Source organism: Clostridium tyrobutyricum (assembly GCF_019144085.1).
GTDB lineage: Bacteria > Bacillota > Clostridia > Clostridiales > Clostridiaceae > Clostridium_B > Clostridium_B tyrobutyricum_A.
Genome location: NZ_JAHHUY010000004.1, coordinates 55,427 through 70,418, shown reverse-complemented (window position 1 = coordinate 70,418; position 14,992 = coordinate 55,427). Strand labels below are relative to the sequence as shown.

Sequence of the window (14,992 nt, the reverse complement as noted above, 5' to 3'; positions counted from 1 at the left end):
TATAATTTGTTTGTAATATAGTTCAAATAGACTATACTGTAGACAAACCAATACAATATATTTATATTAGTTCGTTTAAAATGAATTTAAGAATTATTGAACTATAGTTTGCAAATATACTTGAACTTAAACGAACACTTTGCTATAATAAGTGTATAAAAAGATATTGTTTATTATAGTGGAGGGTTTTTATTATGAAGATAGGATATATAAGGGTATCAACAGTGGAACAGAACGAAGGTAGACAATACGAGGCCATGAAAAATTTGGGGATTGAGAAGTTCTTTGAAGAGAAAATCAGTGCTAAGGATATTAATAGACCTAGATTAAATGAAATGCTAGAGTTTGCTAGAAGTGGTGACACAATATATGTTAAAGATTTTAGTAGATTAGCGAGAAGTACAAAAGATTTATTAGATATAATAGATCTAGTAAATAATAAAGGAATAAAGTTAATAAGTTTAAAGGAAAACCTTGATACCACAACATCCACAGGAAAACTAATGGTTACTATGATAGGAGCTATATATCAATTTGAACGTGAAAATACGTTAGAAAGACAAAAAGAAGGTATAGCAATAGCAAAAAAAGAGGGGAAATACAAAGGTAGAAAAGAAATAAATTATCCTGAAAATTGGACAGAAGTTTATAATAAATATAAATGCAGAGAGTTAAAAGGTACTGAAGCAATGCAAGAATTAGGATTAAAGAAAACTACATTTTATAAATTAGTAAAAAAGTATGAAGGTAAGTAATACCTTCTATTTTTTATGCTATTTAATCCCCCTTTTCCTAAAAAATATGTTTAGTAAGGTATTTTTTTACCCACAGTAAAAATTCAATATTATATAAGAATCCTTAACTTAAACTTATACCATTAACAAGTTTAAGAGTATTTTTAAAATTTGTTGTATAATTCATATTTCGAAAAATATTAGACAAATTAGAAGGATTTTACTATAATTTAAAGAATTATAGATATTATGTGAATAAAATGTGAATAGGCATTAATTTTTAAGAGGGGGACTAAATTCATGTTAAGTAAAAGAATTAAAACTACAATTATATGTTCTGTTATAAGTATAATATTTGCATTTCCAGGAATAACTTTTGCAGATAGCAATATACAGACAGAAAGGTTAGGAGGACAAGATAGATATGATACTAATAGCCAAATAGTATCAAAAGGATGGTTGAAAACTCAATCCGTAATTTTAGTAAATAGCCAAATGTATGCAGATGCTATTGTTTCTGCTCCATTATCGAAGAAATATACAGCACCAATTTTATTAACAGATGGGAATGTATTATCTCAAACTGCCAAAGATAAGATTCAAAGTTTGGGTGCAAAAAACATTTATATAATTGGAGGCACAGGTGTAATATCCATAAACATTGAAAAAAACTTGAAATCACAAGGATATAACGTTGTTAGAATTGCTGGAAAAGATAGATATAATACTAGTTTGCAAGTGGCAAAATATTTTTCTAATCCTTCTAATATATTTTTTACAGATGGGGCTAATTGGCAAGATGCTTTGTCTATATCTCCTGTAGCAGCAAATAAACAATCTCCAATTATATTAGGAAATAGAGATACTCCAATTACTTCAATTAAGAATTATATAGTTGATAACTTAAAAAGTAATGTTGTAATATTGGATGATAATAATTTTATGACATCGAAAGGAGTTAGAGAGGATTTAATAAGTTGTACTCCAATTCATGCTTCTAATTCTTTAGAAATGAATAAACAGATAAACGATACCTATAGAAATGATTTAGATTTTGTTAAAGTATTTTTAGCTAATGATAGTACATTTGCGGATGCATTGTCAGGTAGTGCACTTGCTGCTTTAAACAACAATCCAATAATATTAATCAATAATAATAACCAAAATTATGCAAAAAATATAGTGGTGGCGAATAAATCCAATATAAAAACAATAAGTATATTAGGTGGCACAGGTGTTATAAGTAATGATATAGTCAATAATGTCATAAATAGTACTAATACTAATCAATCTAGTATACCAGATATTTATCCGCCTATTCATTCAGATAATAATGCTAACTTTACTAATTTTGCTGATGATGGAATAGTTAATATGGTTAGTAATAATGATATTATAAAAAGTATTAACAATGAAAATGCTAACCAATCAAATTCAACTATTAATAATTTTTATGATACTATTGGAAAATCATATGCAGATAAAATTAATCCTTTTTTATTAGATATAATTAATTCTATGGATACTATATCTATAAATATGGATAAAAGTAAAGGTCTTATTATTTTGAAACAATATACAGGAAAAACAATAGCACCTTATGCTGCTATTGTTATAGAGTATAATAAAGATAAAAATAAAATTGAATTGCTTGTTCAAAATGATGCTTTATTATCAAAAGATGTGCAAAATTCTCTAATGACTAAAGGTATGTCCATAATTACTGATAATACAAGTAATGCATTACTATATTTTGATAATGCATTAGATAAAAATATGGAAACGATAGATAAAAATAAAAATGTATTAGTAGATTTACTTAGTAAGAATAGTAATCTTTTTATGTATATAGGGTTAGGTACAACTACAACTAATTTTGGCACTTGTACTTATGGAATGTATACTTTATATAAAACTGCAAATTCTTTTATTGTATTTGTATCACCATTAAAATAAAAAATAACATATTTAAATAAGGGGATATATCAAAATTGAAAGTAATTTTGATATATCCCCTTATAATTTCTAAAAATAAAAACCAAGAAAGGAAGTAGATATAAATGAACGTATTAGATAGATTAAAAATAGAATTAAATCATAAAGATTATTTTAAAGATGAGGAATATACGATGTATTTATCAGAAAATAAATTAACTGCCACAGATACATATGATAAGGGTACTATGCAGCGTAATTTATTATTTACTATTATAGATATACTTGAAGCAGTAGGTAATGATATAGATTTAATGAGAAAGATTGAAGATCCTACAACTCAATTGAGTGTAGCAGAATGTTATAAACTATTAGAAGATAGAATACAGAAAATTAAAGATAGAATAGCAACTTTACTTGATCCAGACAGTGAAGACGATATTTCTAATATTTTTATGTTGTTTACATCAGATAGATAGGGGGAAAAATGGTAAAATGAACACATTATTAAATTTTTATAATTTAGCATTAAAGCACATGGGAAAAACCTGTATTGTAAATAATGATGAAAATAATATGATAGAAGGTATATTCAAAGAAATAGATGATAGAGATACCTCTAAAGATGAAAAGTATTTCATAACCGTAGAAGATTTAAAACAGGGTGATATTATAAGTTATAATAATATAAACTATATGATTATTACAAGAAATGAAAATATAAATGATGTATATGATTTATACACAATAGAAAAATGTAATTATAATATTAATTTTGCTATAGACAATGTAATATTTCCTGAGGTTAGTATAATAACAAATAAATCCATAGATTTAGAAACTGAGCAATGGGTTATATTACCTGCAAATAAAATATTGATTACTGTACAAGCAAATAGTATAACTAATAATATAAAAGTTGCAGATAGATTTATTAAGTTTAAACAGGCATGGATAGTTGAGGGAGTAGACTATACTAAAAATGGTATTTTAGAATTACAAGCAAAACAAGATACTATACAAAGTGGGGATGATTTAGTTAATGAGATACCTACAGGAGCAGCAACATATAATCCTATTGTATCTGCAACACCTAATCCATTAAATGTAAATATTAATAGTACGTCTCAAATTACTGCAACTGTTACTGTAAATGGAACAAATGTAGAAAATCCTACATTAATATATACATCTTCAAATAGTGATATTTGTACAGTAGATAATACTGGATTAGTTACTGGAGTAGTAGAAGGTAATGCAAATATTACAATATCTTATTTAGGAATAGATGGTAATACATATTCAACTATAATTTCTGCTAGTGTAGTGACATTACCACAACATAATTATACTTTAGAAGTTACTCCATATGATGATAGTTATTGGGATGATGATACTTATACAAGTATAACAATAAGGGATGGAGATAGTTGTGAGTTTAATGCTATATTAAAAAATAATGGTAATATAGTCGATAATGCTAAATTTAATTTTAATATTGATTATAATAGTAATGCTACAAATATATTAGGATTTAAGATAGACAGTGATACTGAATGTACTGTTACAAATATAAAATATCCATATGTTGTATATTTAGAGTGTAAATATAAGGATGATGATACTATAATAAATAGAATAAAAATTAATTTAAAAGCATTATGGTAAAAAATTACCTTGACAATATAATCCATAAAGAGGTATTATGACTTTAACAGTGATATACTATACTTAAGTTATATAATTATTAATTGAATTTAATTAAGGTATATGTGTATTTATATTGAAATTATAATATGTTTAATATATTTGTAAATGGCTTTATAACTTGATATGGAAACAGCCGAAAATGTACAGAAACTTATAGATAAACTTGAAGATGATGATGATGTCCAAAATGTTTACAGTAATGCAGATTTCCCTGATGAATTTGACGATTAAAACATTAAAAAGCAGTCCACATGGTGTGGATTGCTTTTATTTTACTTATTGTTATATTTTGATATGTTCTTTAGATGATTGGAATATGTTTCAGAAAAAATATGTTCATTTGTTTTATTATCCAATACATAATAAAGATATTTTGTATTTGCAGGATGAACAGCTGCAGATATTGACTTAGTGCCTGGATTACATATGGCTGATGGTGGTAATCCAGTGTTCAAATAAGTATTATATGGAGATTTAACTTTTAAATCTTTATTATATAATTTATCCTTATGTCCAATTACATATAAAATAGTTGCATCTATCTGAAGAGGCATTTTTTTGTTTAATCTATTATAAATAACACTTGATATTTTGGGCCTGTCTACATCTTTTTTTGCTTCTTTCTCTATTAAAGAGGCTATAATTACAACATCTTTTGTATTGAGATTGCTTTTATTTATATACTCTTTATAAGGTTGTATGTGTGTCGAAAAGGCATTCAGCATTTCAACTAAAATTTCCCTGCTGGACATCTTCTTATTAAAGGAATATGTAGCAGGATATAAAAAACCATCTAATTTATGCTTGTTGTTTGGAATACCTTTTAAAAACCAATAATTAGTATCTTTATCACTTTTCCAATTTTCAACTGTATTCATAAAGTCATGTTTTGTAACCAATCCTGATTTTTCTAGTGCCTGTCCTATTTGCTCAGTTGTGTATCCTTCGGGTATTGTTACTTTTACTATATTTGTATTGTTTCTAAAATGTCTACTTATATATGGAATATTTCTAAGACAAAATACTCCATATATGGCCAAAATAAAAACAATAGCTATGAATATAAATTTTTTTGATTTCATAATTACGAAGTTCATATATAGCGTAACTAATTAAGCTAAGAACTAATTTCAACTCCTTCTATATTTATATAGTTAATCTTATATTAGTATAACATATCTGCAAACACCATTATTAAAATTTAGTAACAATTTAAAAATATAAGAAATTATTGATTTTAATGTAAAAATAAATAATATATGTATAATATTAGCACATCATGTCCATAATAATCAGTAAGGAGGGATATTATGGATATAAGAAAATTTCGTACAGCATTATTAGTCGTTCTAACCATTTTAGTATTTGGTATAAGTTATTATATATGTGTAAATAAAATACAGGATTATGATAGCACAAAAAATTATAATTTCGTAAAGACAAATTCAAATGTAGACAATGTAATGTCTAAAAATGGAAATATGATATTGAAAATCAAATATGCTAAAAGTGGGGCGGTTCAAATTCAAGAAGAAAAATCCGCAGGCAATCTGGCAGGAAAAACTAAAAGTCAGATAGAAAATATTTATAAAGGCAAAGGCTATAAGATGTATAGCTTTAATTCACTTGAAGCAGTTATGATTAAAGAAGTGGATAAGTATGAACCAAATAAATATGTAGTTGGCATAAAAGATGGAGCAATAGCAATATATAAAACAGATGAGAATGGCAATATGTTTGTAGAAGATTCATCGAGAGATATAACGGATATAAAAATAAACAGATTGAAACCAAAGGATATAGAAATGCTGACCAGGGGAGATAAATATTTTCAATGTGATACCCTAAATGATGCTGAAGCACGCCTTGAAGACTATGAATAATAGCCTTTGAGGCTTTTTAACGTTAGTTGTATTTAATTACTTGAATAAACGTTTTTAAAATGATAAAGTATTATGTGTTACAATTATTTCTTTAATTTTTGGAAAGTATTATTATTTTTGGAGGAAGTTTTAGTGTATGAGTATATAAGAGGAATTTATGCAGGTATGAATAAAGACTACATAATAGTGGAAAACAACGATATTGGATATAGAATAAATACATCTGGAAGTACCATCGCTAATATTCCTGAAATTGGAGATCACATATTGGTCTATGTAACTCAAATAGTAAGAGAAGATTTTATTGGATTATATGGATTTTTAACTAGAGAAGAATTGTTTATGTTCAATTTGTTGCTTGGAGTAAATGGCATAGGAGCAAAAGCTGCATTGTCACTGTTGTCTATAACTAATGTAAACAACTTAAAATATGCTATAATAACTAAAGATGAAAATACTATAATCAGAGCTCCTGGCATAGGTAAAAAAACTGCCCAAAGAGTTATATTGGAGTTAAAGGACAAAATAGATTGCAAGGAAATAGATCAACTTAGTGGGAATCAAAATGAGTTGAATACCAACAATGAAAACTTGTCTGAAGCACTAGAGGCTTTGATTTCTCTTGGATATTCTCAAAAAGAAGCATCAAGGGCATTGGATTCAATAAAAATTGGTGATTCCGTTGAAGTTGTTATTAAAGATGCACTTAAATTTTTAATGGGTTAGGTTAGGTGAGTAAATATGGAAGATAGAATTGTAACTCCTTCTGTTTTAAATGGTGAAGGAGAAAACGAGTATAGTTTAAGACCTAAAAAACTCAATGAATATATAGGACAGGAAAATGTAAAAAATAAGCTTAAAATCTTTATACAAGCTGCAAAGAATAGGAACGAAGCATTGGATCATGTGCTGTTTTATGGACCACCAGGTCTTGGTAAAACTACTCTTGCAAATATAATAGCTCGGGAAATGGGCGGCAATTTAAAAGTTACATCAGGACCGGCTATAGAAAAGGCAGGTGATCTGGCTGCAATACTTACAAATTTAAATAATATGGACGTACTTTTTATAGATGAAATACACAGGTTGAATAGAAGTGTAGAAGAAATATTGTATCCAGCAATGGAGGATTATGCACTTGACATAGTAATAGGCAAAGGTGCCTCAGCAAAATCCATAAGATTGGATTTGCCGAACTTTACACTCATAGGTGCAACTACCAGAATAGGACTTCTAACGGCACCACTTAGAGATAGATTTGGAATGTTATGTCCCATGGAATTCTACAGTGAAGACGAACTCAGTGAAATCATATTGAGATCTGCAGATATACTCAATATAGAAATTGATGCCAAGGCTGCAAAAGAGATAGGAAGAAGATCAAGGGGTACTCCAAGAATTGCCAATAGAATATTAAAAAGAGTAAGGGATTACTCGGAAGTTAAGGGTAATGGAATCATAGACATGGAAAGCAGCAAAGCAGCACTTAAACTTCTCGAGGTTGACAATGAAGGATTTGATAGTATAGACAATAAAATACTTAAGGCTATAATTGATAATTTTAATGGAGGTCCTGTTGGACTGGAAACCCTGGCTTACTTTATAGGAGAAGAACTGGACACAATACAAGATGTATATGAGCCCTATTTAATCCAAAAAGGTTTTATAATAAGAACTCCAAGAGGAAGAATGGCATCAGATAGTGCATATAGACATTTTAATAGAAGTAGATCAGACAAAAAACCAAGACAATCAACTTTATTTGATAAATAGAGTTGTAATTGTGTACTTTGAATTGTACGAAATGGAGTGAATAAATTGCGAATAACAGATTTTGATTTTTATCTACCAAAGGAACTTATTGCACAGCATCCTTTAAAACAGAGGGATGAGGCAAGGCTTATGGTACTTGATAAAAATAGCGGGAATGTTGAACATAAGGTATTTAGAGATATAATAGATTATTTAAATCCAGGAGATTGTCTTGTCTTAAATGATACAAGAGTGCTTCCTGCAAGATTAATAGGCAGTAAAGAGGAAACAGGCGGTAAGATGGAAATTCTGCTGCTTAAGAGAACAGAAGATGATACATGGGAAACTTTAGTTAAGCCTGGTAGAAGAGCTAGAGTAGGAAGTAGGTTTAACTTTGGAAATGGCGAATTGAAGGCTGAAATACTTGAAGAAAAGAAAGACGGAAACAGGGTAGTAAAATTTGAATACAGCGGTATATTTGAGGAAGTATTGGATAGACTTGGACAAATGCCTCTTCCACCATACATAAAGGAAAAACTGGAAGACAAGGAAATGTATCAGACAGTATATTCAAAGGAAGAAGGATCTGCGGCAGCTCCTACAGCAGGACTTCATTTTACAAAAGAACTTTTGGGTAAAATAGCTGAAAAGGGAGTAGAGATTGCATTTTTGACATTGCATGTAGGTCTTGGTACATTTAGGCCAGTTAAAGTTGAGAATATTGAAGATCATGACATGCATTCTGAATACTACCGTATGACTAAAGATACTGCAGATAAGATAAATAGAGCCAAAGAGACAGGACATAAAATAGTAGCAGTAGGTACCACATCTTGCAGAACGCTAGAAACTATAGGAGACGAAGATGGAAGAGTAAGAGAACAATCGGGGTGGACAGATATATTTATTTACCCTGGTTACAAATACAAAGTGGTGGATAATCTTATAACCAATTTTCACCTGCCTGAATCAACATTAATAATGCTTGTAAGTGCACTTTGTGGAAGAGAAAATATACTGAATGCTTACAAAATTGCAGTAGATGAGAAATATAGATTTTTTAGCTTTGGAGATGCTATGTTCATAAAATAGGAGGAATAATTAATGTATAAGCTTCTTAAAAAACAAGGAAATGCAAGGCGTGGACAGTTGACAACAGTACACGGAGTAGTTCAAACACCTGTATTTATGAATGTAGGCACATTGGCAGCTATAAAAGGTGCTGTTTCAAGTGTTGACTTGAGAAATATTGGATGCCAGGTGGAATTGTCAAATACATATCATTTAAGTTTAAGACCGGGAGATAAGGTTATTAGAAAACTTGGAGGTCTTCATAAATTTATGAATTGGGATAGACCTATTTTAACGGATTCAGGTGGATTTCAGGTGTTTTCCCTGGCAAAGATAAGAAAAATAAAGGAAGAAGGAGTCTATTTTAGTTCTCATATTGATGGAAGAAAAATATTTATGGGACCTGAAGAGAGTATGAGAATTCAAAGCAATCTTGCATCAACTATAGCTATGGCATTTGATGAATGCATTGAAAATCCTTCACCTAGAGAATATGTCCAAAAATCTGTAGAGAGAACTACAAGATGGCTTGAAAGATGTAAAGCAGAAATGAATAGATTGAATTCAATGCCTGATACTATAAATAGAAAACAAATGCTATTTGGAATAAATCAAGGTGGTACATATGATGATATAAGAATAGAACATGCCAAGGTGATAAGTGACATGAACCTTGATGGTTATGCCATTGGAGGTTTGGCTGTTGGTGAAACTAGTGAAGAAATGTACAGGATAATAGAAAAAGTTGTACCGTATTTACCTCAAGATAAGCCTATATATTTAATGGGAGTTGGAACTCCTACAAATATACTTGAAGCAGTAGAAAGAGGGGTAGATTTTTTTGACTGTGTACTTCCTGCAAGAAATGGGAGACATTCTCATGTGTTTACAGACCATGGACAATTAAATCTTTTAAATGCAAAGTATGAATTGGATGACAGTCCAATTGACAATAATTGCAGTTGTACGGTTTGCAAAAATTACAGCAGAGCTTACATAAGACATTTATTTAAAGCAAAGGAAATGCTAGCTATGAGACTTTGTGTCATGCATAATTTATATTTTTATAATAATTTGATGAGTGAAATAAGAGATGCTATTGATGGAAATTACTTTCCAAAATATAAAGAACAAAAAATCCAACAATGGAATGAAAGTAAAAAATAACAAGGAGGTATAAATATGAAGAATTTAGGAACATTTGCACCATTCCTTATTGTCATTATAGTGTGTTATCTATTTATGTTTCTTCCTGAAAGCAAGAGAAGAAAAAAATATAGCAGCATGCTTGGTGAACTTAAGGTAAACGATGAAATTATAACAAAGGGAGGAATAATAGGAAAAGTTACCAACATACAGGATAAAGAAATTACACTTCAGACAGGACCAGACAGAGTAAAGATAAAGCTCAGTAAAAGTGGTATATTAAATGTTTTATCTACTAGAAGTACTTCAGAAGTGTCTAAAAGCGAAGATAAATAAATTATAAGTAATAAAGCATCTTTCATCTACATAAATACTATTAGATGGGGGGTGTTTTAATTTGGAAAAATATAATTATATTCCTGCTGCCGAAGGTGTACTTAGAAGTTTTATAATTACAGTGTTAATGCTTTTGATGTTTGCTGTAGTAATGACATTTGTTGAAGTAAATGAATTTGTGAATTCTATTTTTTATGTTGTAACAACTATCTTGAGCATAATGTATGGTGCCATATATGCTTCAAGAAAAATAAAGAGAAAAGGTTGGCTTGTAGGAATTATAGTTGCGATTTTGTATATAATCATACTATACATAGTTTCTATAATTTCAGGAAATTCTTCTGTAATTGGTTCTGAAGGTATTAAAAGATTGATACTTGCACTTCTTGTAGGTGGAATGTCAGGTATAATTGGGGTTAATCTTTAGTTGGTTAATTCTTTGTAAATATAGGTTGCATCTAAGTTTACAAACTTTATTTTAAGAATAATTTATGTTATAATCAAACAGAAACCTTTAAGAATGGGGGAAATCAAATGAAGCATATAAGAACTATAAACAATTCTAACATAAAAGACAGTTTGAAAAAACCAGGTTGTAAAGAATGTGCTAATTCTTGTCAGTCAGCATGTAAGACTTCATGTACAGTTGCTAACTTAGCTTGTGAAAATTAGTATAAACTTAAGGCAGTAACATAAAGTTACTGCCTTAAGTTTATAATCACATGAAAATACAAAAAATAGTAGGAGGAAGAAAATTTGAATAATATTCATAAATTTATTCAGAGTGATGACTATTATGTAATAGATGTTAACTCTGGAACGGTTCATTTAATAGATGAACTTGTATATGATATTTTAGATGATGATAGATTAAAAACTTTGGATGAAATTGTTAAATGTCTTGGAGATAAATACAGAAAAGAAGATATTTTAGAGGCCTATTCAGAAGTTAAACAATTAGTTGAAAATGGAACACTATATTCTGAAGATATATACAAGAATGCAGCATTAAAAAATGACAGTACTCCATCGTTTATAAAGGCACTTTGCTTAAATATTGCACATGATTGTAATTTACGATGTAAATATTGTTTTGCAGATGAAGGTGAATACAAAGGTAAAAGAAAATTGATGTCTGCTGAAATTGGAAAAAAAGCAATAGATTTTGTTATAGAAAAGTCTGGACCTAGAAAAAATATAGAAATCGATCTATTTGGTGGAGAACCGCTTATGGCATTTGATACTATAGTAGAAATAGTAGAATATGCAAAGATTCAAGAAAAAATACATAACAAAAATATAAGGTTTACCATGACTACCAATGCTACATTATTAAATAATAAAATCATGGATTATCTGGATAAAAACATGGGGAATATAGTGCTGAGTATTGATGGTAGAAAAAAAGTAAATGATAATGTCAGAGTTAGAGTAGATGGAAGTGGATCTTTTGATACCATACTTCCCAAAATAAAAAAGATGGTTGAAATGCGTGATAAATCCAAGCAATATTATGCTAGAGGAACATTTACAAGAGAAAATATAGACTTTTTCGAAGATATAAAATTTTTGGCAGATCAAGGGTTTGATGAAATATCAGTTGAACCTGTAGTGCTTCCTAAGGATAACCCACTTTCTATAAGAGAAGAAGACCTTGATACTATATTTAAACAATATGATAAATTATATGAGGAAATGCTCCATAGAAATAAAAGTGGAAAGACGTTTAAATTTTATCATTTTAATATAGACTTACAAGGAGGTCCCTGTGTCTACAAGAGAATATCAGGATGTGGTGCAGGACATGAATATGTAGCAATAACTCCAGATGGTGATATATATCCATGTCATCAGTTTGTAGGAAATGAGAATTTTAAAATGGGGAATTTAGATAATTTTAATAATTTGAGACATGATATAAGTCAAAAATTCAAAACTGCACATATATACAATAAGCCTGAATGTATAAATTGCTGGGCTAGATTTTACTGTAGTGGAGGTTGTCAGGCCAATAACTATAATTTCAATGGAGACATGAATAAGCCTTATTCATTGGGATGTAAAATGCAGAAAAAGAGAATTGAATGTGCCATTGCACTTAAAGTTAAAACTATGAATTGAATAAAAGTGATATAATTTTATTGTATTATTTATAAAAAGTACAAATTAGTAAAAAAGGAGCATAAACATGAGATCTGGAAGAAAAAGTAGCACGAGAGTGAGGAGTACTATAATTTTATTAGTATGCCTTGCTATTATAGGTTTTCTAGCTTATTCTGGAGTGTATGGAATTAAATTTGCCGGATATCAGGTAAAACCTCTCACTCAAGTTATAAATAGGGGACTTGATTTGCAAGGTGGTATTTCCATATTAGAAGAAATCCAATCTAAAAATGTAGATCAGAAGACGGTAAATAGAACAGTAGATCTCCTAGCTTTGAGAGTTAATAAATTAGGAGTGAGTGAAACAGTAGTAACAAAAGAAGGAAATAATAGAATAAGAATTGAAATACCTGGGAAGTTTGATGCAAAAGAAGTTGTAGATGGTGTAGCAAAAACCGGACAACTTAAATTTGTAGGACCAGATAATAGCACTATACTTACAGGTAAGGATGTAAAAGATGCCAGTGCATATCTAGATACCAACAACAATCAACAGCCAACTATAAGCCTGGAATTAAATTCCAGTGGAACTAAAAAATTTGCAGATGCCACACAGAAATTTATGGGAAAGAAGATTGCAATATATTTAGATAATCAGAAGCTTACGGATCCAACAGTAGATGCGCATATAACGGATGGAAAAGCAATAATAAGTGGAAGTCAGACTCTTGAGGAAGCGCAGAAACAGGCAAATTTGATAAAATCAGGAGCTCTACCAGTTTCAATAAAACCAGTACAGGTTACAACTATTGGAGCATCTCTTGGTGCCAATGCTTTACCTCTAAGCATACTTGCTGGTAAAATAGGTATAGGACTTGTAATGATATTTATGCTTTTGTATTACAGGTTGCCGGGACTTATTGCAGATATAGCACTGACATTATATATATACATAGTACTTGCTGCATTTGCCAATATAAATGTAACTTTGACACTTTCAGGAATAGCTGCGTTCTTGCTAACAGTAGGTATGGCTGTTGATGCAAATATACTTATATTTGAAAGAACCAAGGAGGAACTGAAAAGTGGGCGGCCTATTAAAGCTGCTATAAATATAGGGTTTAAGAGGGCAATGAGTTCAATTTTTGATTCAAATATAACTTCAATCATTTCAGGAATTGTACTTTATAGCGTAGGTACAGGTGCTGTTAAAGGATTTGCACTTACTCTTATAATAGGAGTAGTTCTAAGTATGTTTACTGCTATAACAGTCACAAGGACTCTGATGAAGCTGGTGGCAGATATAGGTTTGTTCAGTCACAAAGCTACAATTGGAACTTTTGGTGTCCATGACTTTAGAAAGGGGATATCAAAATAGGATGAATAAAATATATAGAATTGTAGAGAAAAGAAAAATATGGTATACAATATCAATTATAATAATTGCATTAGGTATTTTTACAATGGCAACTAAAGGATTAGAGTTTGGATTGGATTTTAAAGGTGGAACTGTGATTGAAATAAATCTTGGTCAAAATTTCAATAAGCCGGATGTGGATAAAATAATTAAAAAGTATTCCAATGATTTTCAATCCAATAAAGTGGAAAAAACCCACATATCCATAAAGAGTGCCAATTTAAGCAATAACGATGTAAGTGGAATTGTAAAAGATATAAAAGCTAAATACAGTAAGAGCAATATTACAAATCAGGAGAGTATAGGTGCATCTATAGGTCAAGAAGCTAGAACTAATGCAATTAAGGCAATCGTTATAGCAATTATAGCTATGTTTATATATATAGCTATAAGGTTTGAATTTAGTTTTGGTATGGCTGCAATTATTGGGCTTATCCATAATATACTTATAATGCTTTCAATATATGCAATACTCCGTGTATCAATTGATTCCAGTTTTATAGCAGCTGCACTTACAGTTATCGGATATTCTGTCCATGATACTATAGTAGTCTTTGATAGAATAAGAGAAAATCAAAAATATATGAGGCGGGAAAAGCCTGGAGTAATAGCTGATGCAAGTTTGACTCAAACTATGGCCAGATCTATAAATACAGTGCTTACAGTTGTTATAACGTTGGTTTCAGTTTATATATTGGTTCCTTCTGTAAGAAATTTTTCAGAGCCTATATTGATAGGTATTATATCAGGATGTTATTCTTCTATATGTATAGCTAGCCCTACTTGGGTGATTATAAAAAATCGTATGAAAAAAAGAAAAAAGTTAAAGATTTCATCCAATACAGAAAATTAGATATTAAAATTATCCTCTGAATATGTTAGAATAAAAAATCTAGAGTATATTG

Annotated in this window: 16 protein-coding genes and 1 pseudogene; 16 read left to right on the top strand and 1 reads right to left on the bottom strand. The window is 29.6% G+C overall.

Annotated features, from left to right (window positions below; all coding sequences use genetic code 11):
• Positions 1–194: 194 nt before the first annotated feature.
• From KM800_RS02780 to KM800_RS02760, 5 genes and pseudogenes are all read left to right on the top strand, one after another.
• Complete coding sequence (locus KM800_RS02780; protein ID WP_217811703.1) at positions 195–755, top strand: recombinase family protein; 561 nt, start codon at positions 195–197, stop codon at positions 753–755.
• Positions 756–1,034: 279 nt separating this feature from the next.
• Positions 1,035–2,690, top strand: coding sequence for a cell wall-binding repeat-containing protein (locus tag KM800_RS02775; protein WP_217811702.1), 1,656 nt, complete (start codon positions 1,035–1,037; stop codon positions 2,688–2,690).
• Positions 2,691–2,794: 104 nt separating this feature from the next.
• Positions 2,795–3,148 carry a hypothetical protein gene (locus KM800_RS02770; RefSeq protein ID WP_217811701.1) on the top strand — a complete coding sequence of 118 codons (354 nt, stop codon included), beginning with the start codon at positions 2,795–2,797 and terminating at the stop codon, positions 3,146–3,148.
• Positions 3,149–3,164: 16 nt separating this feature from the next.
• A complete protein-coding gene (locus tag KM800_RS02765) occupies positions 3,165–4,337 on the top strand; it encodes an Ig-like domain-containing protein (protein ID WP_217811700.1) in 1,173 nt (390 codons plus the stop codon).
• 159 nt (positions 4,338–4,496) lie between these two features.
• Positions 4,497–4,610, top strand: a pseudogene (locus KM800_RS02760) (YebC/PmpR family DNA-binding transcriptional regulator); the annotation flags it as partial.
• Between the two features lie 41 nt (positions 4,611–4,651).
• Here the strand turns inward: KM800_RS02760 and mltG are convergent.
• Positions 4,652–5,461: an endolytic transglycosylase MltG gene (gene mltG, locus KM800_RS02755; RefSeq protein ID WP_217811699.1), complete on the bottom strand. Its 810-nt coding sequence runs from the start codon at positions 5,459–5,461 to the stop codon at positions 4,652–4,654.
• Between the two features lie 228 nt (positions 5,462–5,689).
• Here mltG and KM800_RS02750 point away from each other — a divergent pair, with 228 nt between their 5' ends.
• The 11 genes from KM800_RS02750 to secF all read left to right on the top strand — a co-directional run bounded on the left by KM800_RS02750 (position 5,690) and on the right by secF (position 14,940).
• The gene (locus tag KM800_RS02750; protein ID WP_217811698.1) at positions 5,690–6,262 is read left to right on the top strand and encodes a hypothetical protein; all 573 of its coding nucleotides are present in this window, start codon (positions 5,690–5,692) and stop codon (positions 6,260–6,262) included.
• Positions 6,263–6,394: 132 nt separating this feature from the next.
• Positions 6,395–6,988, top strand: coding sequence for a Holliday junction branch migration protein RuvA (gene ruvA, locus KM800_RS02745; protein ID WP_217811697.1), 594 nt, complete (start codon positions 6,395–6,397; stop codon positions 6,986–6,988).
• A gap of 15 nt (positions 6,989–7,003) precedes the next feature.
• Positions 7,004–8,035 (top strand): Holliday junction branch migration DNA helicase RuvB, encoded by a 1,032-nt coding sequence (gene ruvB, locus KM800_RS02740; RefSeq protein ID WP_217811696.1) that lies wholly within the window; start codon positions 7,004–7,006, stop codon positions 8,033–8,035.
• 45 nt (positions 8,036–8,080) lie between these two features.
• A complete protein-coding gene (queA, locus tag KM800_RS02735) occupies positions 8,081–9,106 on the top strand; it encodes a tRNA preQ1(34) S-adenosylmethionine ribosyltransferase-isomerase QueA (RefSeq protein ID WP_217811695.1) in 1,026 nt (341 codons plus the stop codon).
• A 12-nt stretch (positions 9,107–9,118) separates the two neighbouring features.
• On the top strand, positions 9,119–10,252 hold the full coding sequence (gene tgt / locus KM800_RS02730) for a tRNA guanosine(34) transglycosylase Tgt (protein WP_217811694.1): 1,134 nt from the start codon (positions 9,119–9,121) through the stop codon (positions 10,250–10,252).
• A gap of 15 nt (positions 10,253–10,267) precedes the next feature.
• Complete coding sequence (gene yajC / locus KM800_RS02725; RefSeq protein WP_217811693.1) at positions 10,268–10,567, top strand: preprotein translocase subunit YajC; 300 nt, start codon at positions 10,268–10,270, stop codon at positions 10,565–10,567.
• A 61-nt stretch (positions 10,568–10,628) separates the two neighbouring features.
• Positions 10,629–10,994, top strand: coding sequence for a TIGR04086 family membrane protein (locus tag KM800_RS02720; protein ID WP_017752807.1), 366 nt, complete (start codon positions 10,629–10,631; stop codon positions 10,992–10,994).
• A gap of 107 nt (positions 10,995–11,101) precedes the next feature.
• Complete coding sequence (gene scfA, locus KM800_RS02715; protein ID WP_017752806.1) at positions 11,102–11,239, top strand: six-cysteine ranthipeptide SCIFF; 138 nt, start codon at positions 11,102–11,104, stop codon at positions 11,237–11,239.
• Between the two features lie 84 nt (positions 11,240–11,323).
• Positions 11,324–12,688 carry a thioether cross-link-forming SCIFF peptide maturase gene (scfB, locus tag KM800_RS02710; protein ID WP_217811692.1) on the top strand — a complete coding sequence of 455 codons (1,365 nt, stop codon included), beginning with the start codon at positions 11,324–11,326 and terminating at the stop codon, positions 12,686–12,688.
• A gap of 67 nt (positions 12,689–12,755) precedes the next feature.
• Entirely contained in the window at positions 12,756–14,048 is a 1,293-nt protein-coding gene (gene secD, locus KM800_RS02705) for a protein translocase subunit SecD (protein WP_217811691.1), read from the top strand.
• A gap of 1 nt (position 14,049) precedes the next feature.
• The gene (gene secF / locus KM800_RS02700) at positions 14,050–14,940 is read left to right on the top strand and encodes a protein translocase subunit SecF (protein WP_217811690.1); all 891 of its coding nucleotides are present in this window, start codon (positions 14,050–14,052) and stop codon (positions 14,938–14,940) included.
• The last annotated feature ends 52 nt before the right edge of the window (positions 14,941–14,992 follow it).

Bases quoted from the DNA above. Each gene is read 5' to 3' on its own strand.
- KM800_RS02780 (WP_217811703.1), top strand. From the start codon at position 195: ATGAAGATAGGATATATAAGGGTATCAACAGTGGAACAGAACGAAGGT.
- KM800_RS02775 (WP_217811702.1), top strand. From the start codon at position 1,035: ATGTTAAGTAAAAGAATTAAAACTACAATTATATGTTCTGTTATAAGT.
- KM800_RS02770 (WP_217811701.1), top strand. From the start codon at position 2,795: ATGAACGTATTAGATAGATTAAAAATAGAATTAAATCATAAAGATTAT.
- KM800_RS02765 (WP_217811700.1), top strand. From the start codon at position 3,165: ATGAACACATTATTAAATTTTTATAATTTAGCATTAAAGCACATGGGA.
- mltG (WP_217811699.1), bottom strand. From the start codon at position 5,461: ATGAAATCAAAAAAATTTATATTCATAGCTATTGTTTTTATTTTGGCC.
- KM800_RS02750 (WP_217811698.1), top strand. From the start codon at position 5,690: ATGGATATAAGAAAATTTCGTACAGCATTATTAGTCGTTCTAACCATT.
- ruvB (WP_217811696.1), top strand. From the start codon at position 7,004: ATGGAAGATAGAATTGTAACTCCTTCTGTTTTAAATGGTGAAGGAGAA.
- tgt (WP_217811694.1), top strand. From the start codon at position 9,119: ATGTATAAGCTTCTTAAAAAACAAGGAAATGCAAGGCGTGGACAGTTG.
- yajC (WP_217811693.1), top strand. From the start codon at position 10,268: ATGAAGAATTTAGGAACATTTGCACCATTCCTTATTGTCATTATAGTG.
- scfA (WP_017752806.1), top strand. From the start codon at position 11,102: ATGAAGCATATAAGAACTATAAACAATTCTAACATAAAAGACAGTTTG.
- secD (WP_217811691.1), top strand. From the start codon at position 12,756: ATGAGATCTGGAAGAAAAAGTAGCACGAGAGTGAGGAGTACTATAATT.
- secF (WP_217811690.1), top strand. From the start codon at position 14,050: ATGAATAAAATATATAGAATTGTAGAGAAAAGAAAAATATGGTATACA.